The sequence below is a fragment of the Nitrosomonas sp. H1_AOB3 genome (genome assembly GCF_015709435.1).
GTDB classification, from domain to species: domain Bacteria; phylum Pseudomonadota; class Gammaproteobacteria; order Burkholderiales; family Nitrosomonadaceae; genus Nitrosomonas; species Nitrosomonas europaea.
The window spans coordinates 1639074-1662792 of record NZ_CP054389.1 but is presented as its reverse complement, the minus strand read 5'-3'; the positions used below and the strand labels follow the sequence as shown (position 1 = coordinate 1662792).

At 51.9% G+C, this 23719-nt stretch carries 26 protein-coding genes and 1 other RNA gene; 12 read left to right on the top strand and 15 right to left on the bottom strand.

Annotated elements, in window-relative coordinates:
* Positions 1–8: 8 nt before the first annotated feature.
* The 6 genes from HRU73_RS07850 to HRU73_RS07825 form a co-directional block, all read right to left on the bottom strand.
* Positions 9–1562: a M48 family metalloprotease gene (locus HRU73_RS07850; RefSeq protein ID WP_287398344.1), complete on the bottom strand. Its 1554-nt coding sequence runs from the start codon at positions 1560–1562 to the stop codon at positions 9–11.
* A 64-nt stretch (positions 1563–1626) separates the two neighbouring features.
* Positions 1627–3234, bottom strand: a complete 1608-nt coding sequence (locus HRU73_RS07845) for an NAD+ synthase (RefSeq protein ID WP_287398342.1) — start codon at positions 3232–3234, stop codon at positions 1627–1629.
* 48 nt (positions 3235–3282) lie between these two features.
* Complete coding sequence (locus HRU73_RS07840; protein ID WP_287398340.1) at positions 3283–4659, bottom strand: phosphomannomutase/phosphoglucomutase; 1377 nt, start codon at positions 4657–4659, stop codon at positions 3283–3285.
* Positions 4660–4723: 64 nt separating this feature from the next.
* Positions 4724–4936: a zinc-finger domain-containing protein gene (locus tag HRU73_RS07835; RefSeq protein WP_041356810.1), complete on the bottom strand. Its 213-nt coding sequence runs from the start codon at positions 4934–4936 to the stop codon at positions 4724–4726.
* Between the two features lie 38 nt (positions 4937–4974).
* On the bottom strand, positions 4975–5898 hold the full coding sequence (locus tag HRU73_RS07830) for a branched-chain amino acid transaminase (protein ID WP_011112430.1): 924 nt from the start codon (positions 5896–5898) through the stop codon (positions 4975–4977).
* A gap of 17 nt (positions 5899–5915) precedes the next feature.
* Positions 5916–6083, bottom strand: a complete 168-nt coding sequence (locus HRU73_RS07825) for a hypothetical protein (protein ID WP_287398339.1) — start codon at positions 6081–6083, stop codon at positions 5916–5918.
* A gap of 33 nt (positions 6084–6116) precedes the next feature.
* On the opposite strand from HRU73_RS07825, the gene nadB reads away from it, so the two are divergent.
* From nadB to HRU73_RS07785, 8 genes are all read left to right on the top strand, one after another.
* Entirely contained in the window at positions 6117–7700 is a 1584-nt protein-coding gene (nadB, locus tag HRU73_RS07820; RefSeq protein ID WP_287398338.1) for an L-aspartate oxidase, read from the top strand.
* A 112-nt stretch (positions 7701–7812) separates the two neighbouring features.
* Positions 7813–8007 carry a hypothetical protein gene (locus tag HRU73_RS07815; RefSeq protein WP_011112428.1) on the top strand — a complete coding sequence of 65 codons (195 nt, stop codon included), beginning with the start codon at positions 7813–7815 and terminating at the stop codon, positions 8005–8007.
* Between the two features lies 1 nt (position 8008).
* Positions 8009–8323 (top strand): cell division protein ZapA, encoded by a 315-nt coding sequence (locus HRU73_RS07810; protein ID WP_276818096.1) that lies wholly within the window; start codon positions 8009–8011, stop codon positions 8321–8323.
* 60 nt (positions 8324–8383) lie between these two features.
* Positions 8384–8562, top strand: a non-coding RNA gene (gene ssrS / locus HRU73_RS07805) — 6S RNA.
* Positions 8563–8612: 50 nt separating this feature from the next.
* Positions 8613–9074, top strand: a complete 462-nt coding sequence (locus HRU73_RS07800; protein WP_276818097.1) for an EVE domain-containing protein — start codon at positions 8613–8615, stop codon at positions 9072–9074.
* A gap of 79 nt (positions 9075–9153) precedes the next feature.
* Entirely contained in the window at positions 9154–9954 is an 801-nt protein-coding gene (locus HRU73_RS07795) for a sulfite exporter TauE/SafE family protein (protein WP_011112425.1), read from the top strand.
* Between the two features lie 37 nt (positions 9955–9991).
* Positions 9992–11326: a DUF3422 family protein gene (locus HRU73_RS07790; RefSeq protein ID WP_276818098.1), complete on the top strand. Its 1335-nt coding sequence runs from the start codon at positions 9992–9994 to the stop codon at positions 11324–11326.
* A gap of 63 nt (positions 11327–11389) precedes the next feature.
* Complete coding sequence (locus tag HRU73_RS07785; RefSeq protein WP_287398337.1) at positions 11390–12847, top strand: catalase; 1458 nt, start codon at positions 11390–11392, stop codon at positions 12845–12847.
* A gap of 273 nt (positions 12848–13120) precedes the next feature.
* Here the strand turns inward: HRU73_RS07785 and HRU73_RS07780 are convergent, their stop codons facing one another.
* From HRU73_RS07780 to HRU73_RS07760, 5 genes are all read right to left on the bottom strand, one after another.
* Positions 13121–13822: an RNA ligase family protein gene (locus HRU73_RS07780; RefSeq protein WP_287398336.1), complete on the bottom strand. Its 702-nt coding sequence runs from the start codon at positions 13820–13822 to the stop codon at positions 13121–13123.
* A gap of 71 nt (positions 13823–13893) precedes the next feature.
* Entirely contained in the window at positions 13894–14181 is a 288-nt protein-coding gene (locus HRU73_RS07775; protein ID WP_287398335.1) for a HigA family addiction module antitoxin, read from the bottom strand.
* Positions 14182–14194: 13 nt separating this feature from the next.
* Positions 14195–14473, bottom strand: coding sequence for a type II toxin-antitoxin system RelE/ParE family toxin (locus tag HRU73_RS07770; protein ID WP_287398334.1), 279 nt, complete (start codon positions 14471–14473; stop codon positions 14195–14197).
* Between the two features lie 117 nt (positions 14474–14590).
* Positions 14591–15118 carry a hypothetical protein gene (locus HRU73_RS07765; RefSeq protein ID WP_287398333.1) on the bottom strand — a complete coding sequence of 176 codons (528 nt, stop codon included), beginning with the start codon at positions 15116–15118 and terminating at the stop codon, positions 14591–14593.
* Positions 15115–16404, bottom strand: a complete 1290-nt coding sequence (locus HRU73_RS07760; RefSeq protein ID WP_287398332.1) for an AAA family ATPase — start codon at positions 16402–16404, stop codon at positions 15115–15117. Before HRU73_RS07760 ends, HRU73_RS07765 begins: the two co-directional genes overlap by 4 nt.
* A 156-nt stretch (positions 16405–16560) precedes the next feature.
* On the opposite strand from HRU73_RS07760, the gene HRU73_RS07755 reads away from it, so the two are divergent.
* Complete coding sequence (locus HRU73_RS07755; protein ID WP_287398331.1) at positions 16561–17238, top strand: epoxyqueuosine reductase QueH; 678 nt, start codon at positions 16561–16563, stop codon at positions 17236–17238.
* 224 nt (positions 17239–17462) lie between these two features.
* Entirely contained in the window at positions 17463–18506 is a 1044-nt protein-coding gene (locus HRU73_RS07750) for an IS481 family transposase (RefSeq protein WP_287398330.1), read from the top strand.
* A gap of 137 nt (positions 18507–18643) precedes the next feature.
* Here HRU73_RS07750 and HRU73_RS07745 read toward each other — a convergent pair whose 3' ends face one another.
* A complete protein-coding gene (locus tag HRU73_RS07745; RefSeq protein ID WP_287398329.1) occupies positions 18644–19462 on the bottom strand; it encodes a hypothetical protein in 819 nt (272 codons plus the stop codon).
* A 107-nt stretch (positions 19463–19569) separates the two neighbouring features.
* Between HRU73_RS07745 and HRU73_RS07740 the strand changes: the two genes are divergently transcribed.
* The gene (locus HRU73_RS07740) at positions 19570–20166 is read left to right on the top strand and encodes a tetratricopeptide repeat protein (protein ID WP_011112416.1); all 597 of its coding nucleotides are present in this window, start codon (positions 19570–19572) and stop codon (positions 20164–20166) included.
* A 59-nt stretch (positions 20167–20225) separates the two neighbouring features.
* Here HRU73_RS07740 and aroC read toward each other — a convergent pair whose 3' ends face one another.
* Positions 20226–21398, bottom strand: a complete 1173-nt coding sequence (gene aroC / locus HRU73_RS07735; RefSeq protein WP_287398328.1) for a chorismate synthase — start codon at positions 21396–21398, stop codon at positions 20226–20228.
* A 169-nt stretch (positions 21399–21567) separates the two neighbouring features.
* Here aroC and hemF point away from each other — a divergent pair, with 169 nt between their 5' ends.
* Complete coding sequence (gene hemF / locus HRU73_RS07730) at positions 21568–22473, top strand: oxygen-dependent coproporphyrinogen oxidase (protein ID WP_287398326.1); 906 nt, start codon at positions 21568–21570, stop codon at positions 22471–22473.
* Here the strand turns inward: hemF and HRU73_RS07725 are convergent.
* Together HRU73_RS07725 and HRU73_RS07720 are read right to left on the bottom strand one after the other, a co-directional pair.
* Positions 22442–23095 carry an alpha/beta hydrolase gene (locus tag HRU73_RS07725; RefSeq protein ID WP_287398325.1) on the bottom strand — a complete coding sequence of 218 codons (654 nt, stop codon included), beginning with the start codon at positions 23093–23095 and terminating at the stop codon, positions 22442–22444. The genes hemF and HRU73_RS07725 overlap by 32 nt on opposite strands.
* 312 nt (positions 23096–23407) lie before the next feature.
* Positions 23408–23716: a (2Fe-2S) ferredoxin domain-containing protein gene (locus HRU73_RS07720; protein ID WP_276818109.1), complete on the bottom strand. Its 309-nt coding sequence runs from the start codon at positions 23714–23716 to the stop codon at positions 23408–23410.
* Positions 23717–23719: the final 3 nt, after the last annotated feature.

The window sequence follows — 23719 nt, the reverse complement described above, 5'->3', positions numbered from 1 at the left end:
AATGGAATCTATTTTTTTTCTTTCTCTGCAGCCACGAATTCCTTGATCTGTCGCAGACGTGCTTCCACGCTGGATAACTGGTAGAAATTATCATGTTTATGGCGCAAAGCGATCTGGAGCTGCTCTATTGCTGCCCGCAGATTACCTTCGCGGATCAGGGCCTCGGCTTCAGCCTGATGTTGCAGCAAGGCATTTCCCAGTGCGGCATGGCACTGGGCCGTAAGCCGGTAAAGCCGGATATCGTCATGGATGAACTGGGACTGGCCATTGATGAAATCCAGCGCAGCCTGTGCATCCTTGTGTTGCAGCAGTGCATCGGCGTAACCGTAAACCAAAGCGCGATAATGCGGGAAGGATTGCAATGCAGACTGATACAGCCGGAAAGCGTCATCGGTCTGCCCACTGGCAAATTTGACGCGTGCTGCAAGTGTTTCAATCATGGCAGCGGATTGCAGATAATCCCCCTCCACCTGAATAGATTTTCCCAGACGATGATTCTTGAGTGGCTGGGCCGAAGAATCGGATTGAATGGTCCGGTAAAGCGTATTCAATTCTTCATCTGCTAGTTTGAACTGTCTCGCACGCAGCAAAGCCTGGATCAGGCCGTATCGTTCTGCAATTTCGTTGATATAGCGTTTATCCTGCAGACGTGCCTTGAATTCATTGATGACTGAAGCCGGATTACCGCGGGAAGCACGGATCTTGGCGCGAACCAGATGAAATTCCAGGCTGTCCGGCACCTGCCGGTAACCCAGCTCCTGAGTGCGATTCTGAATATCGGCGATACGTTCATGCGTGACCGGGTGAGTCATGAGGTAAGAAGGCATGCCATTTTCGTAATAGCGGCTGGCATGCTGCATGCGCTCAAAGAAGGATGACATGCCGTGCGGATCGAACCCGGCCTTGATGAGCATGTTGAATCCGACACGATCGGCTTCTTTTTCATGCTTGCGGGTGAAATTCAGCTGGGATTGTATGGCGCTGGCTTGAGCGGTGGCCAGGACTGCCTGGCCGGCATTGGGGTTGGAGCGGGAAGCAAGAATAGCGATGGCCAGTGCTGCGATCGACCCGAGTAGGCCTAAATACGAGGTTCCGGAGATCATTCGGGCAAGATGCTTTTGAGTAACGTGCGCAATTTCATGCGCCATGACGCCGGCCAGTTCCGATTCGTTTTGTGCGGCGGTGATCAGGCCGCTGTGAAATCCCACGAATGCGCCCGGGAGGGCAAAAGCATTGATCGAGGAATCATTGATGGCAAAAAATTCGAACGGATTGTCCGGATTGGTCTGGCCTGAGGCAGCAATCAGCCGGTTGCCCAGCCGGGTCAGGTAATCGGCAATTTCAGGGTCGTCCAGATAGCTGGAATCCGCGCGGATCTCGCGCATGATCTGTATGCCGATCTGTCGCTCCTGGTGAGGAGTGACGCTGGCCTGGGAAACATCACCCAGATCGGGCAGTTCCTGTCCAAATATATGGGCAGGGAACAGCAAGGGCACAATGATGAGAAGGTAGCGGAATTTCATATCGCGTTTGATGGTTGCTGGCAGATCGAGTTCCATCATATCGGTGAACCGACTTGTGATCCTGCAGCTGGCCCGGTGAATACAGTAATGTCATCCGGGCAGCTCAATCTGGAAACCCGGAAGTCAGCGGGAATCGCCACGATCGGCCGAAATCACGCCGGGTGATCCGGATACCGGGCGCTGCTTGTCGGCGTTTGTATTCACTGGAATGGATCATGCGCAGCACGCGCCGAACGGTTTCCTCAGGATAGCTCATAGCGATGATTTCTGCTGCCGACAGATCGTTTTCCACGTACGCCTCGATGATTGCATCCAGTACATCGTACGGCGGGAGGCTATCCTGATCGATCTGGCCCGGGCGCAACTCAGCCGAAGGCGGGCGTTGCAGAATACGTTGCGGAATGATGGGTGAAATCTGGTTGCGATAATGGCAAAGCCGGTAAACCAGTGTTTTGCTGACATCCTTGAGTATCGAAAATCCGCCGGCCATATCTCCGTATAACGTGCTGTAACCCACTGCGGTTTCAGATTTGTTACTCGTTGGCAGCACCAGCATGCCGGACTGGTTGGCCAGTGCCATCAGCAGTGTTCCGCGGATACGAGCCTGCAGATTTTCTACAGTGGCCGAAGTACCGGAATCAGAGCAAGCCTGCAACTCGGCCTGTAACGCCTGCTGGAACTGATCGAACAATCCGGTAATCGGTATCCCGGCATGGTGCACCCCCAGGTTGTCTGCCATGGTCTGCGCATCCTGAATACTGATATCGGCGGTATAAGGTGAGGGCATCATCACGGTTCTGACTCGTTCGGCACCGAGGGCATCCACTGCGATTGCCAGTACCAGTGCAGAATCAACACCACCGGACAGACCGATCAGTACGCCAGGCAATCTGTTTTTGGTGATGAAATCGTGCAGACCCAAACGCAACGCGGTGTAAATACTCCCGGCCTGATCCGGCAAGGTAGAACATTCTCCGGAGATCGACTGATTACCGTGAATCGCGATCAGAGCGAGTGCTTCCTGAAAAGCGGGCAGCTGACAAACGAGTTTACCGCTGTGATCCATCGCGAATGAAGCACCATCGAACACCAGCTCATCCTGCCCGCCGACCGGATTGATATAAACAGCAGGCAGCCCGGTTTGTGTGATCCCCTCGCGCAGTATCTGATAACGGTCGATCTGGCTGTCGATGGAGTAGGGAGAAGCATCCACGGCCAGCAGAACCTGGGCACCGGCAGCATGTAGTGACTGCAGATGAGCCGCATGCCGGTAATCGGAGCCGGTCATCAATCCAAAAAGTATACCGCTGCATTCAAACGTGCAGAGTGAGTTGCCGGCACTGAAATAGCGACGCTCATCCTGTAACCGGTCAGAGAACAAATGCTGTTTGCAATGTGTCGCCAGCAGACGGCCGTCCCGGACGGCAGAAACGGCATTGAACAGATTGCCATTCATATTGTGAGGGTGCCCGACGATCAGCATAACATCGTGCACCTGTGCGGTAAGCTCTGTCAGTGCCTGATGGCAGGCTTGTACAAACTCTCTGCGCAACAGCCAGTCTTCCGCGAGATAACCGCATAGCGACATTTCCGGAGTGATGACCAGATCAGCACCGGCTTCCCTGGCTTGCCGGCAGGCATGCAGTATTTTGAGTTGATTTCCGCGCAGATCACCTGGTGTACAGTTGATCTGTGCAAGCGCGATCTTCACGGCAAAAAGAGATGTAAGAAGAGCTGCCGGTAAGCGGCTGATGCCCGGTCAGAAGGGCAGGGCTGCATCCGGCCTGGCTTGCAGGATGACCCGTCGGAAATCCTGCTGAATGCGTTCCAGCGCAGCCTGATTATCCGCCTCGAAGCGCAGTACCGCGACCGGAGTGGTGTTGGATGCCCGGATCAGACCGAATCCGTCTTTGTATTCCACTCGCAAGCCATCGATCGTAATGACCTGGTTGGCTTCAGGAAAGTCTGCATCGCGCTGAAGCTGGGCGATCAGGGCATGATTTTCTCCTTCTTTGAGCCTGATCTGCAGTTCGGGCGTATTGATCGTATCGGGCAGGGCGTGCAGTACCGCAGCCGGATCAACCTGTTTGCTGAGCAATTCCAGCAGACGTGTACCGGCATACAGACCATCGTCGAATCCGTACCAGCGTTCCTTGAAAAAAATATGGCCACTCATTTCACCGGCCAGCAATGCACCGGTTTCTTTTAGCTTGGCCTTGATGAAGGAATGCCCCGTTTTCCACATGACTGGCTTACCACCATGCCGGATGATCCAGGGTGCCAGTGTGCGTGTGCATTTGACATCATAGATGATCTGACCGCCAGGGTTCCTGGACAGTACATCGGCAGCAAACAGCATGAGCTGGCGATCCGGATAAATGATGCTCCCGTCTTTGGTGACAACGCCCAGACGATCACCATCGCCGTCGAAGGCAAAACCGATTTCGGCATCGGTGGTAGCCAGTGTCCGGATGACATCCTGCAGATTTTCCGGTACTGAAGGATCAGGATGATGATTCGGGAAGGTACCATCGACTTCACAAAACAGTTCGATTACTTCGCAGCCCAACCGGCGATAAAGTTCGGACGCCAGCACACCGGTGACACCATTGCCGCAGTCAACAACGATCTTGACCGGCCGGGCAAGTTTGACGTCAGCGATGATTCGTTGCAGATAGCTTTGTACGATGTCATGCTGACGATAACTCCCTTGTCCGTGCTGGAAGTTAGCCTGCTCGATACGCAGACGCAGTGACTGGATTGCTTCTGCCGCCAGCGTTTCGCCACCCAGTACGATTTTGAGACCGTTATATTCAGGCGGATTGTGGCTGCCGGTCACCATGACTCCCGAGTAGCCGCATAATTCGTGTGCGGCGTAGTACAGCACCGGGGTGGGGACCATACCCACATCGATGACATCGATTCCACTTTTGCGGATGCCGTTCGTCAGTGCCTGCGCCAGCTCCGGCCCGGACAGGCGGCCATCGCGGCCGATCGCGATGGTGGTAAGCTGACGCTCGCGTGCTTCAGAGCCAATGGCGTGGCCGATAAGTTCTACTGTTGCTGGTGTCAGCGCAGTTTCTACGATGCCACGGATGTCATAAGCCTTGAAAATTTCAGGTGCGATATTACTCATGCAGTGACGACTCCCGGGTTCGGATTAAATGATGAATGGCAGGAAGGCCGGATGCCTGTCCATGTCATGAATGATGGTGATCCGGATTTGGCGTACCTTTCAGGATATATTGCGTACTGCAGTAGGGACACATGGCGCTGCCGGTTGCTTCGATCTCGAGAAAAACGCGCGGGTGCCAACTTCTTGCATCCATCAATGGATTCGGGCAATACAGCGGCAAATCATCCGGGCTGATTTCGATTTCTTGTGGATAAGCGGGTGTAGAAGAAGTATTCATTGGCAATTTCATCTGTTCAACAGTTAAACATAATGCGTCTAATCGGCGTAATGCAGCCAATCTGCATGTTTGTCTGATTTGCCGTTGACGCAGTCAAAAAATGCGGTTTGCAGTTGTTCGGTGACAGGACCGCGTTTACCGTTACCAATCATACGACAATCCAGTTCACGGATCGGCGTGATTTCTGCTGCCGTACCGGTAAAAAAGGCTTCATCCGCGCAGTAGACTTCATCACGGGTAATCCGTTTCTGAATGACCTCGATACCGGCTTCTTGCGCCAGTTGAATGACCGATGCGCGTGTGATGCCTTCCAGGCAGGCTGTCAGATCAGGTGTGTAAATCTTGCCTTTTTTGATGATGAAAATGTTTTCACCAGAACCTTCCGCGACATAACCATCCACGTCCAGCAGCAAGGCTTCCTCATAACCGTCCTGTGCAACTTCCTGATGCGCCAGGATCGAGTTGGTATAAGTGGCGACCGACTTGGCACGGCACATGTTGATATTGACGTGGTGGCGGGTGAACGAGGAGGTTTTGACGCGAATCCCGTTTTCCAGCGCATCTGCGCCCAGGTAGGTTCCCCATGACCAGGCAGCGATGGCGACGTGGACAGACAGGTTCTTGGCGGATAATCCCATGGCTTCCGACCCGTAGAAGACGATTGGACGAATATAGCCGGAGGTTAACCTGTTCTGCCGGACGACATCCAGCTGTGCCTGTATCAGCGTGGGCTGATCAAAAGGGATTTTCATTCTGAAGACATGTGCCGAGTAAAACAGACGTTCCGTGTGCTCGGGCAGACGGAAAATGGCCGGCCCCCCGGGTGTCTGATAGGCGCGCAACCCTTCGAATACACCCATTCCATAATGCAGGGTATGGGTAAGTACGTGGGTCGTGGCATTGCGCCACGGAACCATCTCTCCGTCATACCAGATAACCCCGTCACGGTCCGCCATCGACATGCTGAAACTCTCCTGTGTTAAATTTGTAAACTGAATGACGGGAAGTGTCCGTCACCCGGATCATCCGGCGCTTCCCCAAAAACCTTGCTGTATTCTAGCGTATTTTTGCCGGCGGCAATGCCGGCAGCACGCGATGGATTCGAAACCATGGCAAAAAATGTGATAATTTCGGAAAGCAGATTCACTCTTCCATCATTTCTGAGCAGTCAACGTTATTCATGCAACCACTTCGTTTCGATGCACTGATCATTGGCAGCGGTCTGGCCGGGCTGACACTTGCCCTGAATCTCGCAGAAACCCAAAAGGTCGCGCTGGTGACCAAGCGGACATTGCATGACAGCTCCAGTGCCTGGGCGCAGGGGGGGATTGCCGCCGTGCTGTCGATCGAAGATTCACCAGAAGCACATATCCGCGATACGCTGATCGCCGGTGCAGGTTTGTGTAACGAAACCATGACCCGTCATATCGTGGAAAACGGTCCACAGGCTGTCAGATGGCTGATTGCCAGAGGGGTTGATTTTACGCGGGATGATCACAATGAAACCGGTTATCACCTGACTCGTGAGGGTGGTCATAGTGTGCGTCGCATCATTCATTCTGGTGATGCCACTGGTAAAGTGGTGCAACTTACACTGACCAGACAGGCAGCACAACATCCGAATATCACCGTGCTGGAGCACCACATTGCAATCGATCTGATCACCAGCGAGAAATTGTCTCATGCCGGGGAAAATAACCGCTGCTACGGCGCTTATGTGCTCGATATCCGCGCCGGAAAAGTGCGCACGATTGCGGCACGTAATACGATTCTGGCCACCGGCGGTGCGGGTAAAGTTTATCTCTATACCACTAATCCCGATGTATCTACCGGGGATGGTATTGCCATGGGGTGGCGTGCGGGGTGCCGTGTTGCCAATATGGAATTTGTCCAGTTTCATCCCACCTGCTTGTATCATCCGCATGCCAAGTCCTTTCTGATCACTGAAGCAGTGAGGGGGGAAGGGGGTATACTGAAGCTGCCCGATGGTGAGCGTTTCATGCTTCGGCATGATGAACGAGCCGAACTTGCTCCGCGTGACATCGTGGCGCGTGCAATCGACTTCGAAATGAAAAAACGCGGGCTGGATTGTGTATTTCTGGACATTTCCCACCAGCCAGCCGATTTTCTGGTGCAGCATTTTCCAACTATTTACAAGCGTTGTCTGGAACTGGGCATCGACATCACTCGTGAGCCCATTCCGGTCGTCCCGGCAGCTCACTATACCTGTGGCGGGATCATGACCGATCAATGCGGACGGACTGATCTCGACAATCTGTATGCCATCGGTGAAACGGCGCATACCGGTCTGCACGGCGCCAATCGCCTGGCCAGTAATTCTTTGCTGGAATGTCTGGTCACTGGTCTTTCGGCGGTCGAGGATATTCTGGTTCGCTCTCCTGCGCCAGATCTGCCGTTACCGGACTGGGATGAAAGCCGTGTGACCGATGCCGACGAGGAAGTCGTGATTTCCCATAACTGGGACGAGTTGCGCCGTTTTATGTGGAATTATGTAGGTATCGTGCGCACCAGCAAACGTTTGCAGCGGGCGCAACACCGCATCAGGCTGCTGAGTGAGGAAATCGGTGAGTACTATTCCAATTTCCGGGTGACCAGTGATTTGCTCGAACTGCGCAATCTCGTGTGTACTTCCGATCTGATCGTTCGGAGCGCAATGCTGCGGCACGAGAGTCGCGGACTGCACTTCAGCCGGGATTACCCTGAAACACTGCCGCAAGCCGTTGATACGATCCTGTCACGATAATGATAAAAAATCAGCAAGGTTTGTATGTGCTCTTTGTGGTGGTGCTGCCATGCAACGGATATGATCAGCGGATAAAGTGCTTCATTCCGTGCCGGTGGGAACGGAATCGCTGATGGATGATGAATTGAAGTCGCTGGAAGACAAGATCGGCCTGCTGATCAGGTTGTATCAGGAAACTCGTGAGGAAAATGCCAAATTGTATCGTCTGCTTGAAAATGCGGAGGCGGTAAACCGCCAGCTTGCCGAGCGGATGCAAACCGCAGCCGAACGCCTCAAGGTTTTACTGAATAATCTGCCCGAGGGTTGAAGTGAACAAAGATACTGTTTTGAATGTAGCCGTAATGGGGCGGGAATTTCGTATCCATTGTTCCGGGGAAGAACGTGAAGAGTTGCTGCTCGCCGTTTCCTGTCTCAACAGAAAAATGCAGGAGATAAAATCTGCAGGAAAAATTGCCGGAACGGAACAGATTGCCATTGCCGCCGCCATCAGCATGACCCATGAATTGCTCAGTATCCGTTCACAGCGTGGTTTTGACATGAATGAATTTAAGCGTAGAATCGAGTTGCTGGAGTGCAGGGTGAGTGACGCGCTTACCGACCAGGGCATTTATAAGAATTTATAAGAATAAAATCGAATAATTTAGCGCGGCGTGTATTGTGTGCCAGAGCAATTACAACAGATTTAATCCCTGCGGTGTTTGTCAAGGTTTGTATTCTTTGAACCAATTCGTTGTATCTGGCTGCCAGTCAATGGTCGCTGTTGTGCGTACTCTCTCGTGGAGCATGCCTGATGCGGCCGACAGGCGGCCACTCTTGAACCTGTGGTTCAAGATAACAACCTGACGGCATTCGCGGGGACCCCTCTTTTCTTTTAGTAGTTTCAGTTCTCTCCCTATTCATATTCGTAAAAATATGCGTTACTGGCTGATGAAATCAGAGCCGTCGGAAGTGAGTATCGATGACCTTGCTGCTCGGCCAGGGCAGACCGTACCTTGGGATGGTGTGCGCAACTATCAGGCGCGTAATTTCATGCGCAACCAGATGCAGCCTGGAGATATGGCTTTCTTCTATCATTCGAGCTGCCCCGAACCAGGTATTGCCGGCGTCGTCGAAGTTTCACGGCTTGCTTATCCGGATGAAACACAGTTCGACCCGGCCAGCAAATATTTCGACCCAAAATCGACGCGCGAGAATCCGCGCTGGTTCAATGTCGAAGTCCGGTTTCTTCGTAAAACCCGGTTGCTTTCCCTCAGGGAGCTGCGCAGCTATCCTGAACTGGCCGGTATGCGTATCCTGCAGAAAGGTAACCGGCTGTCCATTACTCCCGTCGATCCATCGGAATGGAAATTCATCGAAGCAAAGCTGCAGTCGTGATGCCATGCACTTGCCTGTTCCTGATATTTTCATGCTTGTGCATCAGGATAGCTGAAATCACCAGTGAGATATCCCAAGTATGGAAGCATGGCCGGTTTACCTGCTGACAGGGAGTGCAGTCGGTTTCTTTGCGGGATTGCTGGGCATTGGCGGCGGTCTGCTGATGGTGCCGATACTGGCTTCCGTTTTCATGTCTCTGGGTTTTCCGGCTGACCATATTCTGCATATCGCACTGGGAACGACGACAGCGATCATTACCCTGACCGCGATTTCCAGCCTGCGTGCTCACCATGCCCATGGTGCCGTGAACTGGTGGATCGTGCGCTATATTACGCCTGGAATCATTGCGGGTGCGCTGGCTGGTTCCACTCTGGCCGGCCAGTTGTCGAGCCGGATATTGGGTATCATTTTCGTTTTGTTCATCTATTTCGCAGCCACGCAAATGTGGCTCAATCTCAAGCCGGGTACGGGTCATGTTCTGCCGGGAAAAGCCGGTATGTTTGCTGCCGGCAGCGTGATCGGTGCGTTATCCAGCCTGGTGGCAATTGGCGGGGGATTACTGACGGTACCGTTTCTCACTGCTTGCCAGATCCGGTTGCACCATGCCATCGGTACGGCAGCCGCTGTCGGGTTTCCGGTTGCGCTGGCCAGTGCGGCGGGCTATGCCATCAATGGTCTGCTGCTGACACAGCCGTTGCCGGATTATGCACTGGGCTATATTTATCTGCCTGCTCTGATCACGGTGGGGTTGGCGAGTACGGTGACAGCACCGCTGGGGGCCAGAGCGGCACATGTTCTGCCGGCAGCGTTACTCAGAAAAATTTTTGCAGGTTTGCTCTATTTGCTGGGAACCAAGTTGTTGCTGGATTTATGGAATTAGTACCGGATTTTCAATTATTAGAAAAATTTTTCAGATTATGACCGACAATTTGTTGAAATACGGGCCGCTGGGTCTGCCGGAGTATTCCGAGCGACGGTTACTGCATACCGAGCTGAATGCAGATGTTTATGAACTGGTCAATATCCCGTTACAGCTTTCTCATCTGGTCTTGCTTTCAGACCGACAGTGGGTGAACAGGGAGCGTGAGCTGATCGTCCAGATTTGTGAACATTTCGGTATCCGGATGCTCAATGGCGCCTTCGATCAGTTGAGTGTCGAACTGGGTGGTTTTCAATTGCGTTGGGAACGGCATACGGAATATTCCACTTATACTTTCTATAGTGAAGGCCCGTTCGAGGTACCTTTTGCTCAGCCTGCCATCGCCCATGTTCCTCCGGAATGGCTGGAGAAACTGCCAGGAGAAGTGCTGGTCGCTACGCATATTGCACTGGAAGACCGCAGGCGCCCCAGCCGCAGCATGAGTGAGCTGTCCTCCCTGTTTTCCTCGAACACGGTGATCGGCTCCAAGGTTTCGGCAGGGAGCGCCAGTGTCTGGAGTGATAACCAGATTCATCCGGATGGATTTACCCGTTTTCTGATTCATGATGATAACTTGCGCAGCCGCCAGGTTGGCAGGCTGGTACAGCGTCTGCTCGAGATCGAGACTTATCGTATGCTGGCGATTCTGCCGATGACCACGACGCGCGAAATCATTCCCCAGCTGGAAAGATATGGCGATCAACTGACAGAGCTGATATCAACCAATATCGCGCCCAACTCTATCGAAGATGAACAGCTGCTGCTGGTAAAACTGACTGCATTGGCTACAGAAATCGAAAGAATCTCTGCTCAGTCCAGTCATCGTTTCAGTGCATCGCAGACATATCACACGATCATGCAGCAGCGAATCACAGAATTGCGTGAAGAGCGTATCGAGGGACTGCAGATGTTGTACGAATTCAGAAAACAGCGGGTTACCTCAGCCATGAGTACCTTTGATCTGGTCTGGTCCAAACTTGAAACATTGTCACTGCGCGTGGAGCGGGCGACTTCGATGCTGCGCACCCGGGTGGATATCTCGATGGAATCGCAAATCCGGGATCTGCTCAGGTCGATGGATACCCGGGCGTATCTGCAACTGCGTCTGCAAGAGACGGTGGAGGGCCTGTCAGTGGTCGTACTGAGTTACTACCTGCTCGGTATTACCGGTTACGGGCTGAAAGCCGCCAAGGCGGCAGGGCTGAATATCGATATCGAACTGATGACCGGTATCGCGATACCGGTCATCGTGACCATCGTGTTTTTCGCAATCAGACGGTTCCGCCGGATAGTAAGTAAATCAGCTTCCGGTGAAAACAAAGGGGGTGAGTAAATACACGCTGGAAAGAAAGGTGAAAAGAGGGGTATGAACATTACTACTTGAAGGAGAGTGAAAATGGATGACGCCAAAAAGAAGCTGACCACCAGTGCCGGTGCACCCGTAGCGGATAATCAGAATGTCATGACTGCCGGTCCGCGCGGCCCGATGTTGCTACAGGATATCTGGTTTCTCGAGAAACTTGCTCATTTCGATCGTGAAGTGATCCCGGAGCGGCGGATGCACGCCAAGGGATCCGGTGCCTACGGTACCTTTACAGTGACGCACGATATCACTCGTTACACGCGGGCAAAGATTTTTTCTCAGATCGGGAAAAAAACCGACCTTTTCGTTCGCTTTTCCACGGTGGCGGGAGAACGGGGCGCTGCCGATGCAGAGCGTGACATTCGCGGTTTTGCCATCAAGTTTTATACTGAAGAAGGTAACTGGGATCTGGTTGGCAACAATACGCCGGTATTTTTTCTGCGTGATCCGCTGAAATTTCCGGATCTCAATCATGCCGTCAAACGCGATCCACGAACCAATTTGCGCAGTGCGCGCAACAACTGGGATTTCTGGACGCTGCTTCCTGAAGCATTGCATCAGATTACCATCGTCATGAGTGACCGCGGTCTGCCTGCAACCTATCGGCACATGCACGGTTTCGGCAGCCATACTTTCAGTTTCATCAATGCCCGACAGGAACGTTACTGGGTGAAATTTCATTTCAGAACACAGCAGGGTATCAAAAACCTGACCGATGCCGAGGCGGAAGCACTGGTCGGCAAGGATCGGGAAAGTCATCAGCGTGACCTGTACGAAAGCATTGAAAATGGTGAATTCCCGCGCTGGACATTATTTGTGCAGATCATGCCGGAAAGCGATGCAGCCAGTCTTCCCTATAATCCGTTCGATCTGACCAAGGTCTGGCCGCACAACGATTATCCGCTGACCGAAGTCGGCGTGATGGAGCTGAATCGTAATCCGAATAATTATTTTGCCGAAGTCGAACAGGCTGCGTTCAACCCGGCCAATGTCATTCCGGGAATCGGTTTTTCACCGGACAAAATGCTGCAGGGACGGCTGTTTTCCTATGGTGATGCACAGCGTTACCGTTTGGGTGTCAATCACTATCAGATTCCGGTCAATGCAGCCCGCTGTCCTTTCCATCATTATCATCGTGACGGCGCCATGCGCGTCGATGGCAATCATGGCAGTACCCTGGGATATGAGCCGAATGGTTATCAGGAGTGGCAGCAGCAGCCTGAGTATGCAGAGCCGGCTTTGGCACTGGAGGGCGCCGCTGCTCACTGGAATCATCGTGAGGATGAAGACTACTATACCCAGCCGGGTAATCTGTTCCGGCTCATGAGTCCCGCGCAGCAGCAGATACTGTTCGACAATACTGCACGTTCGATTGGTGAAGCACCGCGGGAAATTCAGGCTCGGCATATCGCCAATTGTCTGAAAGCGGATCAGGCTTATGGTGAAGGAGTTGCCAGGGCACTGGGAATCCCGTTGAACGAAGCAGAGTAGCTCAGCTCTGGCGTGATGGCATTGTAAAGATGGATAAAGCTGGCATACTTTGTCGCTACCATTGAGACGAAGAGTTCCGTTTATCCATCAGTGCCTGAGCGCCAGAATCAGTACGCTGATGGCGGTCATGGCGATATCGAATCATTGCAGAGCACCAGTGTCAGTATCAGTCCGAGTATTGTCACTGCCAGATTGACCAGAAGGCCCCATTTTGCTGCATAACCGGGTGGGAATTCATCGGGTGTGAGTGTTCGCAGGATGACTGCATTACAATCATGATCTGTATTTTACTGACCCGGTATTTACCAGATTCCATTCGATTGCCCGGCTGCGCCAGTGATCTTCGATGGTCTGAACAAATTCCCGGTTGACCAGTTTTGCCCGGTTTTCACACCAGAGCGGGGAGTCACAGCGAATGACGATCCCTTCGACCTTTCCGCTGCGGTACCGGCTACAGGTATCATCCAGTAGCCGGATGAGTTGATCCCGTGTGACCTTGGCGCGTTTCAGTAGAGGCACCGTACTGATATTCAATTCCTGAGCCAGTCGATTGCGCTGTTCGAGGCTCCAGAATTTGCCTGCTTTACGATCATAAACATCGAATAGCAGAAACCAGTCAGGCAGCTTGTCGTAATCGAGTGAGTGTCTGGCGGCACACCATTCACCAAACAATATCAGTTCCGGTGTCAGCGTTTGTCTGAGATTCTCTCCATGCTGGCCAAGCCAGCTGTTCAGGCGGGAGAACTGTCCGGAAAAAGGTTGCGGCAGATACTGGCCGCGATTCTGTGCACGCAGTTCACCCTGCTCATCCAAGGAGATCCCCAGGTTGGCACCATCCAGTTTTTCCTCGATCAGCACTTCATCCCGCAGCAGTGCGGCTACTTCCGCATCGGATAAAATCTTGTCATCTCTGGGTTGACCCTCTCCCAGCCAGAGCAGGTGGGGAGTATTGGGGAAACGGAAGAATTCAGTCATGGTTATCAGTATCTCATTTACCAGGCAGCCTCAATCACCCTGAAGCAAACTGGATAATGATCCCGATTTATTTAAACTGGTAATCTTTCCAGTGGTTTTATATCAGGTACAGGTTGTTGCTGAGCCTGCCATAAATCCCACTGTGTTTGTATCCCCAGCCAAATGTCCGGGCTGGTGCCAAGCCATGCTGAAAGGCGTAATGCCATACTGGCGGTTATTCCTGCCTTACCATTCAAAACTTTAGATAATGTGACACGGGAAATTTGTAGTTCTCTTGCCGCTTGCGTGATGGTTATGTTCTCCGGTATCCATTCCCGCAACACTTCACCTGGATGCGCCGGGTTATGCATTCTGCTCATGTGTTCAGCTTCCTTAATAGTAATCCTGGTAATTGACCAGAACAGCATCTTCACCTTCAAAAATGAAAGTCATGCGCCAATTTCCGTTTACTTGCACAGAATAGTGATCTGCGTGATCACCAATCAGCCGGTGTAGTTTCCAGTCGGGAACATTCATATCATCGGGTTGCCTGGCATTATCCAGTGCGGTCAACATCAGTCGTAATTTTCTGGAATGATTCGGCTGGATACCTGCCTTATTTCCTGTTTTGAAGAAGGCTTCAAGCCCCTTATGACGAAAGATTCTGATCATGCTGGATTGTATGTTGTTAATTAACACATATCAACGCAAGTCGTTTTTCAGAAGTTTCTTAAGAATGTATTTCTTCCAGCCAGGGTTGATGGGGAATATTAGAGAAATAGAAGAAGGTCATCTGTTTGCCTTTTCGGCGTGTTTGGCGCGAGACCAGTCTTCAATGAGGGGTTCCAGCGACAACCCGGCATGTATCAGTGCTTGTTCCCAGTCATGCCAGTCGGTATCGCCGGCGAAGGCGATCGTGCTTTCACCGTAGAGCTTCAGGGCTGCCAGTGCGGCAGCGACCATTTTCCGGTCTGCCAGGTCGTATACCACCGAATCCAGGGGGGGCTGCAGCACGGCATGGCCATCGGCATCGTATTGCACATCTACGTTATCTACTGCCGAGGTACTCCATTTATGGATTACGACCTGAATTCCGTAATCGTTGAACCCGAGTTTGTGGTCATATTCTTCCTTGATTTTGCCGACTGAATCGAGCACCAGTCGTGCCGGACTGCTTTCAAATTCGACCAGCCATTGCCACACCTGAAATCTGAGTGCAGGATCCTGCGGTGTCGCGTCGATGTCCTTTGGGGCAACCGGATCAGCCGCACTGGCTGTGATCAGCACGTTGGTATCCACCACATAACGTTGCTTCATTTTCTGTGCTGTTCCTGGTGATGGGCATGCAACAATCGTGCCTGTTCACGTGTTTCGCCCAGCGCATCTCCAAAAAAGTATTCGGGCCAGTTGCTTACCCGGCCGAATGTGTCAATTTCCAGTGTTCGCAATACTGCGTTATTTGCTTCTTTTTCCACGAAAAACATGGCGACCTGTTCAGCTGAGGTTTCTTTTCGTGCGATCAGTGTTTGCATACGGCGGAACAGATGCTCCGAGTGCGTTTCCACGATGAACTGGATGTGGCGTGATCGGCTCAGCGTCACCAGAAATTCTGCCAGTACCGACTGTGCCAGCGGGTGGAGGTGTACTTCAGGCTCTTCCAGGATGACGGCGCTGCCCGGCGGTGCGAAACAGGCTGTGATCAATACTGGCAGAACCAGCGATACGCCGATACCGACATCACGCAGATTAGTGGCAGTTCCCGCTTTATGCACCACGATTTCATAGCGGGTGGAGCGACCCAGTTGCCTGATTTCCAGCCTCTCTGCCACTTTCATTCTGTTCAGCCAGAAGGAAACCTCATCCAGAATTTCATTCTGTTTGTCATTTTTGATCAGTGCACTGGAGAGCAGTATATCCATGGCACGGTGACCGTCACTCTCGATCTGACCGGGAGTCGTTTTGTTCCATACGTAATCACGTTCCGGTTTGCGTCGAAGCGGGCCCAGATAGCAGATATTTTCCAGTTCGCGCCGGATGGCAAGGCTGATATCTTCAGCGAGAGCGCCAGTGCTGCCCAGTGCGACGATGGCGGCGGCAGGGAGTGCGATGGAACGCTCCGGTGCAAGCTGCTCACCTTTGGCGCGCGGCCGGGTTTCATCATCAGTGAAGATTGCGTAGCTTCCCTTTTCTCGCCGTATCGCGCGGAAACGATGTTCAGCAGCGGACAATACCAGTTCCTGAATCGCAGTGACGCCAGTTGCCGTTTGCCGATAGCTGCAGGAAAACTCGCCGCTGTTTATTCGTGATTGTCCGGCAGTCTGGAAGGTAAATGTGATCGAGAACTCGCGCGGAGAGGGTGTACCGTGTTTTATTACCTCATCGAAATGGCCAAAGTCGAACAAATCGCTGATTTCATCTCCACCCAGGTTGAGGTGGATCGAACGATCCGGAGATTGCACCGTTTGTTTCAACAGCAGCAGGCTCTGGATGAGTGAAGATTTACCTGATGAGTTGGTGCCCAGCAAAACGGTAACCGGTTTCAGCGCAATCATGCCGGTGTCTTGCCAGGCTTTGAAGTGGGTCAGTCTCAATGAAGTGAACATGATCTTCTGATTGAAGTTCTATGATGGTTTTCTGTCGATTCTATCATCAGGGAGTTTTACAGACTCCCGGGTCTATAATAGTGTTGTGGATTGTCTGGAAAAACCGGATGCCGGAGTGAGCCTGTCCCGGATAAGTCGGAAGAAGGTTGAAAATCAATGAATAACTGTGTTGCGGGTAAATTGAAAATGGAACGTGAAAAACTGGAACTGCCGGAGAACGGTAAAAAGTTACTGCTGCATTCCTGCTGTGCACCCTGTTCGGGTGAAGTCATGGAAGCCATCGTTGCTTCCGGAATCGATTTTTCCATCTTTTTTTACAACCCGAATATCCATCCGCGTAAGGAATACGATTTACGCAAGGATGAAAATATCCGTTTTGCCGAGAAGCATGGTATCCCGTTTATCGATGCTGATTACGACATGGATGACTGGTTCAAACGGGCAAAGGGAATGGAAATGGAACCTGAACGCGGAATCCGCTGCACCATGTGTTTCGACATGCGGTTTGAGCGTACGGCTTTGTATGCCTATGAAAACGGATTCGATGTCATTTCCAGCTCACTGGGTATTTCCCGCTGGAAAAATATGGATCAGATCAACGACAGCGGTGTGAGAGCAGCAGCGCAATATCCGGGGATCACTTATTGGACGTGTAACTGGCGCAAAAAAGGAGGCTCTGCGCGCATGCTGGAAATCAGCAAACGGGAGAAATTCTATATGCAGGAATACTGTGGCTGCGCCTATTCGTTGCGAGATACCAACAAATGGCGAGTGGAGCATGGCAGGGAAAAAATACGGATCGGGGAGAAGTATTATGGTGATGTTACTGAGTAAATCCTGAAATTCCTGAAGTTACGATGCTGACAACGGTGGAGTGCTGAAGGGATTTGATGTGTGTTACACGATCTGCTCATTGGTGCCTTGAAAAGAAAAATCTCCTGATGTGTAGTAGTTCAGATTTGATCTGACAGCAGGTCTTGCCAAGAGGTGGGATTACCCGGTTTGATAGAGGTGCGAATCTTTATCAACCAAACGCGAAAGCGTAAAGGAGTAATCCCATGAGCAGTGTTCATCATAAAATCATTAAACACAAGATTGGCTTGCTTAATCTGGCAGCTGAGCTTGGCAATGTATCCCGTGCCTGTAAGGTGATGGGTTTTTCTCGCGATACTTTCTATCGCTATCAGGCAGCTGTGGAAACAGGAGGTGTTGAAGCTCTGATAGATGCAAACCGACGTAAGCCCAATATCAAGAACCGTGTAGAAGAAGCGACGGAAGCAGCGATCCTGGCCTTTGCTCTGGAGCAACCGGCTTTTGGTCAGGTTCGTGTTTCCAACGAACTGCGTAAGCATGGAATTTTTGTTTCTCCGTCTGGTGTCCGTTCGGTATGGCTGCGCCAGAATCTGGAATCGTTCAAGAAGCGTCTGTCAGCCTTGGAGAAACATATTGCTGAGACTGGGGCAGTGCTGACCGAAGCACAGGTGCAAGCATTGGAGAAGAAGCAGGAAGATGATGTTGCTCAAGGCGAAATTGAGACGGCTCACCCCGGGTATCTCGGTAGTCAGGATACCTTTTACGTCGGTACCCTCAAAGGTGTGGGACGAATTTACCAGCAAACCTTCGTCGACACTTATTCCAAGTGGGCAGCAGCGAAGCTGTATACCAACAAAACACCAATTACATCAGCTGATATGCTCAATGACCGGGTACTGCCGTTCTTTGCTGAACAGAGTATGGGCATTATTCGCATTCTGACCGACCGCGGTACCGAATATTGCGGCAAGCCGGAAAATCATGATTACCAGCTTTATCTGGCACTCAATGACATCGAACATTCCAAAACGAAAGCCAATCATCCGCAGACCAACGGTATTTGCGAACGCTTTCACAAAACCATCTTGCAGGAGTTCTACCAGGTGACATTCCGGCGCAAGATTTACCAGTCCATTGAAGAGTTACAACACGATCTGGATGATTGGATGGCGTACTACAACAGTGTGCGGACTCACCAGGGAAAAATGTGCTGTGGACGCACCCCGATGCAAACTTTAATTGACGCAAAGGAGATATGGGACGATAAAATTACCGAATTGAATAACTGAATCTGATCTAACAGGCACTCGTCAAATCGGGTAACTGTCAGATCAGATCTCAACTACTACACCTGATGATATGGATCCCACCATCAGGAGATTTTTTATTTTTCCCGGATATATCCGATTATCCTGAAAAACGAGAATCAGTTGACCTTGAGTGCTCCGCCGCGTCCTAATCCTCCTTCTACCTTCTGTGCTTCATAATGTTTGAGTGCCCGTACCATTCCGTTATAAGCATCGAAAAAAGCAGCGACTGTCGCCTTGCCTGCGGGAGTACGTGAGAAACCACCCAGGGCGCCGCCTGCACCACCACCAAATCCACCCAATGCAGCGCCGTAGTTATTGGCGGTTGAGCTTCCTTCCGAGATGGAAATCTGGACACTGGAACGAATGTCGAACAGCGACAGTGTGACGACGGAAACCTTGGTTTCAAGAGCGCCAGCCAGTGCACCGACCAGCGGGTTGAATGCTCCTCCGATTGCAGCACCGACTTTTCCGGTCGAATCATTGTCGATGATGATCTGCGGCTCCATATAGTAATCTGCAGCGACACGTTGTCCTTTTTGCTGTTTCGAGCCGGCACGATATTCACCGGAGTTACGCTGCATATCAGTAATACGGGAAAGGCGGCTATCTGTCCGTGCATTACCGATGGAAGTAAGCACGAAGCAGTTTGATTGCTGAACCGCAAGCCGAATGAGTGGTTCGATTGTGGTAATGCTGGTAGCACTGCCAAAACTGTGGTACCAGTTTGCTTCCCTGCCGTCATCGACAGCAAGTGTGCCCAGTGTTTTATCACAACGTTCCAGACTGGCATTGGCGCCCGCACTGGCACCTCCTGCAGCCGCACCGGTAACGGCTGTACCGCCGGTGCCGGTCGTTACGTTTGCACATCCTGTGAAAAAAGGTATGCAAATGGATACTGCTACTAAAGATCGAATTGAACTGCTATTTTTTTTCATAAAATGACTCCCTTTCATAAAATTAAAAGCTATTTTTATTAGCTTGGTTTATTGTTACTTATGTTCAAATTCGATCTTTATATGATATATGAAAGGAATGTAAGAAAGTGAATATACAAATCATTTTATCGCTTATTTTCAGTATGATCCTGATGGCTTGTACGACATCTTCACCCCAAAAGGATCTGTCGCGAATTTGTGATTCTTCCGGTTGTTCAGATCGTTCCGGTAACTATGTTTCTAATCATTCATCTGCAGCTTCTTCGGATGAAGAGGCCAGGATCAGGGTGCTCGAGGATGTTGCGCGCCAGGATCCGCGTGCAGCGTATGATCTCGGCCTTCGATATTTCCGAGGGGATGGGGTGCGTCAGGATAGCTATCAGGCATTACAGTGGATGCGTGAGGCAGCAGAAAGGGGCGATCTCAATGCACAAAAGGCACTGGGCCGCCTGTATCTGACGGGGCTTGAAGAAATGGGCGCAGACTATCGTGAAGCGGAAAAGTGGTTACGTATCGCTGCGAGCAGAGGGGATAAGGAATCCGAGCAGTTGCTCGTGGAAGCGGCTGCTTTTGCATCGGAAGAACGCAGATCAGGTGAAATTTACCACCGGTGGGTCAATCGCTGGCAGCCTGTTTTTTATCAGAGGTGGTACTACGGCTATCCCTACCTGGGAACCTGGCGGGGCAATTACTGGTATTACTGAATATGAGGCTTTGAAATATTTTTCAAAGCCTTTCTATAGCGAGCCTTCTTTTTACGAAATTACGATGATTCATCCGGTTCAGGATCTTCCGCCCGGGGAGCACTGGCCTGCATCTCTACCGGATGTGTCTGGTTTGTGGTGCTTCCGGGAATCCTGGGAGTGGTGCAGACGACATCCGCATTTTGTGCACGGTGGCGCAAGGCATGATCCATCAGCACGATGGCCAGCATAGCCTCCACGATGGGAGTTGCCCGGATGCCGACACAGGGATCATGCCTGCCATGGGTTTCGACCAGTACAGGATTTCCTGCCTTGTCGATCGAATGTCGTGCCAGACGGATACTGGATGTGGGTTTGATCGCCACACTGACAACAACCGGCTGGCCGCTGGAAATTCCACCCAGAATCCCGCCGGCATTGTTGCTCAGGAAACCTTCCGGGGTGATCTCATCCGAGTGTTCGGTCCCTTTCTGAGTAATGCTGTTGAATCCGGCCCCGATTTCCACACCCTTGACGGCATTGATACTCATCATGGCGTAAGCGATATCGGCATCCAGCCGGTCATAAACCGGCTCACCCCAGCCGACCGGTACGCTTTCAGCCACGACATTGATTCTGGCGCCCGCTGAATCACCTGATTTGCGCAAGCTGTCCATGAATGTTTCCAGTTCCTGAACATAATCGTTATCTGCAACAAAAAACGGATTCTGATTGACGACATCCCAGTTTTTGAAGGGAATGACAATCGAGCCGAGCTGTGCCATGTAACCCCGGATGACAATACCATAGCGCTGTTGCAGCCATTTCCTGGCAATGGCACCAGCAGCTACTCGTACGGCTGTTTCCCGTGCGGATGAACGGCCTCCTCCCCGGTAGTCGCGGATGCCGTATTTCTGCCAGTAGGTGTAGTCTGCATGGCCGGGGCGGAACACATCCATGATCTTGCTGTAATCCTTGCTGCGTTGATCCTCGTTACGGATCAGCAGGGCGATCGGTGTGCCCGTCGTTGTGTTTTCAAATACGCCTGAGAGTATCTCTACCCGATCCGCCTCGCGTCGCTGTGTGACATGCCGGGAAGTGCCGGGTTTGCGTCGATCCAGTTCCTGTTGGATGTCTTCGACCGACAAGGTTAATCCAGGCGGGCATCCATCCACGATACAGCCGATTGCCGGACCGTGAGACTCACCGAATGAAGTGACACTGAACAGTTTTCCGATGCTGTTGCCAGACATGACAAATCCTTGGTTGAACGGGGAAACGCAAAGTCTAACATAAGCCAAAGCGGGGAGATGGGCTGGGGGCCACCTGTCAGCGTGGTTTCAGCGTGCCAATTCAGGGTTGTGCAGGTAGAATTGGCTGAAAAAACCGATTGGTGAACAGCATATTACATGGGGAGGGAATATGAATTTTGCACAGGTCAAGGATTACCTGGTTGATTTGCAGAACAGAATTGTGACTGGACTGGAGCAGGTCGATGGCCAGTCGTTCCGCCGTGATACCTGGGACCGCCCGGAAGGCGGGGGAGGGATCAGTTGTGTGATCGAGGAAGGCAACGTACTGGAACGCGGGGGAGTCAATTTCTCGCATGTGTTCGGTAAGGGGCTGCCCGCCTCGGCCACTGCAGCCCGGCCCGAACTGGCCGGCAGAGCATTTGAAGCAGCAGGTGTTTCGCTGGTGCTGCATCCGCGTAATCCTTATGCGCCTACTGTCCACATGAATGTCCGTTTTTTTGCAGCCACCAGAGAAGGGGCGGAACCGGTGTGGTGGTTTGGCGGCGGGATGGATCTCACCCCTTATTACGGCTTTGAAGAAGACGCCATCCATTTTCATCAGGCTTGCAAGGATGCACTCCAGCCTTCGGGTGAAGAGTACTACCCGCGTTTCAAGAAATGGTGTGATGAATACTTTTATCTGAAACACCGCAAGGAACCACGCGGAATTGGCGGGGTATTTTTTGACGACCTCAACCAGCCGGATTTTGCCACCTGCTTCAACCTGACCAAAAGTGTCGGTGATCATTTCCTCGCAGCGTATGTTCCGATTCTGCAAAAGCGACGCGATCTTCCCTATAGTGAACGTGAACGGGATTTTCAGGCCTATCGGCGTGGCCGCTATGTGGAGTTCAATCTGGTATGGGATCGCGGAACGCTGTTCGGTTTGCAGTCGGGAGGGCGTACCGAATCCATCCTGATGTCGCTGCCGCCTGTCGTCAAATGGCGTTATGACTGGTCACCCGCGGCGGGCAGCCCGGAAGCAAAACTTTATACCGATTTCCTTACGGGTAGAGACTGGTTGCCGCTTGGCTGATACTGCAACTCTGCAGAATGATATTTTTCAGGACATGCAGCTTACCGTGGAAGAAATGCTCGGCACCGGGAATGACAGTCACTGGAAGCATTTGCGGAGCTGCCCAGTCCAATACGCTCTGAAGCGGTACGATCGTATCCTGATCACCCTGAATGACCAGGATATGCTGGGCATGATCGACCACGGGCGGGGCCTGCAGGCGCTCCACTGACGGTGCGACCAGTACCAGCCTGGAGGGCTTCAGCTGCTGCGCAACGTGTGCCTGGACAGCACCGCCGAATGAAAAACCGGCCAGTGTCAGCGGCAGCGGTTCCGGCCCGCTATCGTATTGCTCACGCATGGCCTGAGTAACAGCCACGACGTCTTCGATCTCTCCTTTTCCTTCGGCATAACTGCCTTCACTTGCGCCCACGCCACGGAAATTGAATTTCACCGTGATGTACTGCTGTTCGATGAAAGCCCGGCTGAGGATGTAAACGACCTTGTTGTCCATGCTGCCGCTATAAAGCGGATGTGGATGCGCCACGATGGCAAGACCGCGCGGCGCCTCCTCTGGCAGCGTGACAACGGTTTCCAGTCGACCGGCCGGGCCGGTTACGAAGCGTTTCTGTTCATTCGGCATGGATGATAAACCCTGTAACAGATGACTGTTTCATGACAGACAATTATAGTATAGGGCGGTTTACCGGATGATGAGTGAATGCCGGGTGCTGTATTTACAGCGCGTGATTTCCTGAACCGCTATCTGTTCAATCCAGGATTGTTTCCTGGATTAGTAAAGGAGGCAGGTGTAAAGGGATAAAAAGTTGATGGGTAAAAAGATCATCATCATTGCCGGCCAGAATACTCAAGCAAGAAATAATCATGATCATTTTGTCACACAGCGGCTGTCTCGGAGTGGTATGGGAGGATACATCCGTACGGTATGAGATGATCATATTCTCAGGCGTTCGACGATTTTTCCGTTCTGCAGGTGAGATTCGATGATTTCATCGATATCTTCCTGATCGACATAGGTGTACCAGACTTCTTCCGGGTAAACAACGATGACCGGGCCTTCGCTGCAACGATCGAGGCAGCCGGCGTTGTTGATGCGGACTTTCCCCTTGCCATCCAGCTTGAGCGCCTTGATGCGTGCTTTGGTGTAATCGCGCATTTCCTGGGCGTGGTGGTCGTTGCAGCAGCGTTCGCCATTGGCGCGCTGGTTGATGCAAAAGAAAACATGGTGCTGATAGTAGGTCATGTC

Excerpts from the sequence above, each read along its gene's own strand:
- HRU73_RS07850 (WP_287398344.1), bottom strand. The coding sequence starts at position 1,562 with ATGATGGAACTCGATCTGCCAGCAACCATCAAACGCGATATGAAATTC.
- HRU73_RS07840 (WP_287398340.1), bottom strand. The coding sequence starts at position 4,659 with ATGAGTAATATCGCACCTGAAATTTTCAAGGCTTATGACATCCGTGGC.
- HRU73_RS07835 (WP_041356810.1), bottom strand. The coding sequence starts at position 4,936 with ATGAATACTTCTTCTACACCCGCTTATCCACAAGAAATCGAAATCAGC.
- HRU73_RS07830 (WP_011112430.1), bottom strand. The coding sequence starts at position 5,898 with ATGTCGATGGCGGACCGTGACGGGGTTATCTGGTATGACGGAGAGATG.
- nadB (WP_287398338.1), top strand. The coding sequence starts at position 6,117 with ATGCAACCACTTCGTTTCGATGCACTGATCATTGGCAGCGGTCTGGCC.
- HRU73_RS07815 (WP_011112428.1), top strand. The coding sequence starts at position 7,813 with ATGGATGATGAATTGAAGTCGCTGGAAGACAAGATCGGCCTGCTGATC.
- HRU73_RS07800 (WP_276818097.1), top strand. The coding sequence starts at position 8,613 with ATGCGTTACTGGCTGATGAAATCAGAGCCGTCGGAAGTGAGTATCGAT.
- HRU73_RS07795 (WP_011112425.1), top strand. The coding sequence starts at position 9,154 with ATGGAAGCATGGCCGGTTTACCTGCTGACAGGGAGTGCAGTCGGTTTC.
- HRU73_RS07790 (WP_276818098.1), top strand. The coding sequence starts at position 9,992 with ATGACCGACAATTTGTTGAAATACGGGCCGCTGGGTCTGCCGGAGTAT.
- HRU73_RS07785 (WP_287398337.1), top strand. The coding sequence starts at position 11,390 with ATGGATGACGCCAAAAAGAAGCTGACCACCAGTGCCGGTGCACCCGTA.
- HRU73_RS07780 (WP_287398336.1), bottom strand. The coding sequence starts at position 13,822 with ATGACTGAATTCTTCCGTTTCCCCAATACTCCCCACCTGCTCTGGCTG.
- HRU73_RS07775 (WP_287398335.1), bottom strand. The coding sequence starts at position 14,181 with ATGAGCAGAATGCATAACCCGGCGCATCCAGGTGAAGTGTTGCGGGAA.
- HRU73_RS07770 (WP_287398334.1), bottom strand. The coding sequence starts at position 14,473 with ATGATCAGAATCTTTCGTCATAAGGGGCTTGAAGCCTTCTTCAAAACA.
- HRU73_RS07765 (WP_287398333.1), bottom strand. The coding sequence starts at position 15,118 with ATGAAGCAACGTTATGTGGTGGATACCAACGTGCTGATCACAGCCAGT.
- HRU73_RS07760 (WP_287398332.1), bottom strand. The coding sequence starts at position 16,404 with ATGTTCACTTCATTGAGACTGACCCACTTCAAAGCCTGGCAAGACACC.
- HRU73_RS07755 (WP_287398331.1), top strand. The coding sequence starts at position 16,561 with ATGAATAACTGTGTTGCGGGTAAATTGAAAATGGAACGTGAAAAACTG.
- HRU73_RS07750 (WP_287398330.1), top strand. The coding sequence starts at position 17,463 with ATGAGCAGTGTTCATCATAAAATCATTAAACACAAGATTGGCTTGCTT.
- HRU73_RS07745 (WP_287398329.1), bottom strand. The coding sequence starts at position 19,462 with ATGAAAAAAAATAGCAGTTCAATTCGATCTTTAGTAGCAGTATCCATT.
- aroC (WP_287398328.1), bottom strand. The coding sequence starts at position 21,398 with ATGTCTGGCAACAGCATCGGAAAACTGTTCAGTGTCACTTCATTCGGT.
- hemF (WP_287398326.1), top strand. The coding sequence starts at position 21,568 with ATGAATTTTGCACAGGTCAAGGATTACCTGGTTGATTTGCAGAACAGA.
- HRU73_RS07725 (WP_287398325.1), bottom strand. The coding sequence starts at position 23,095 with ATGCCGAATGAACAGAAACGCTTCGTAACCGGCCCGGCCGGTCGACTG.
- HRU73_RS07720 (WP_276818109.1), bottom strand. The coding sequence starts at position 23,716 with ATGACCTACTATCAGCACCATGTTTTCTTTTGCATCAACCAGCGCGCC.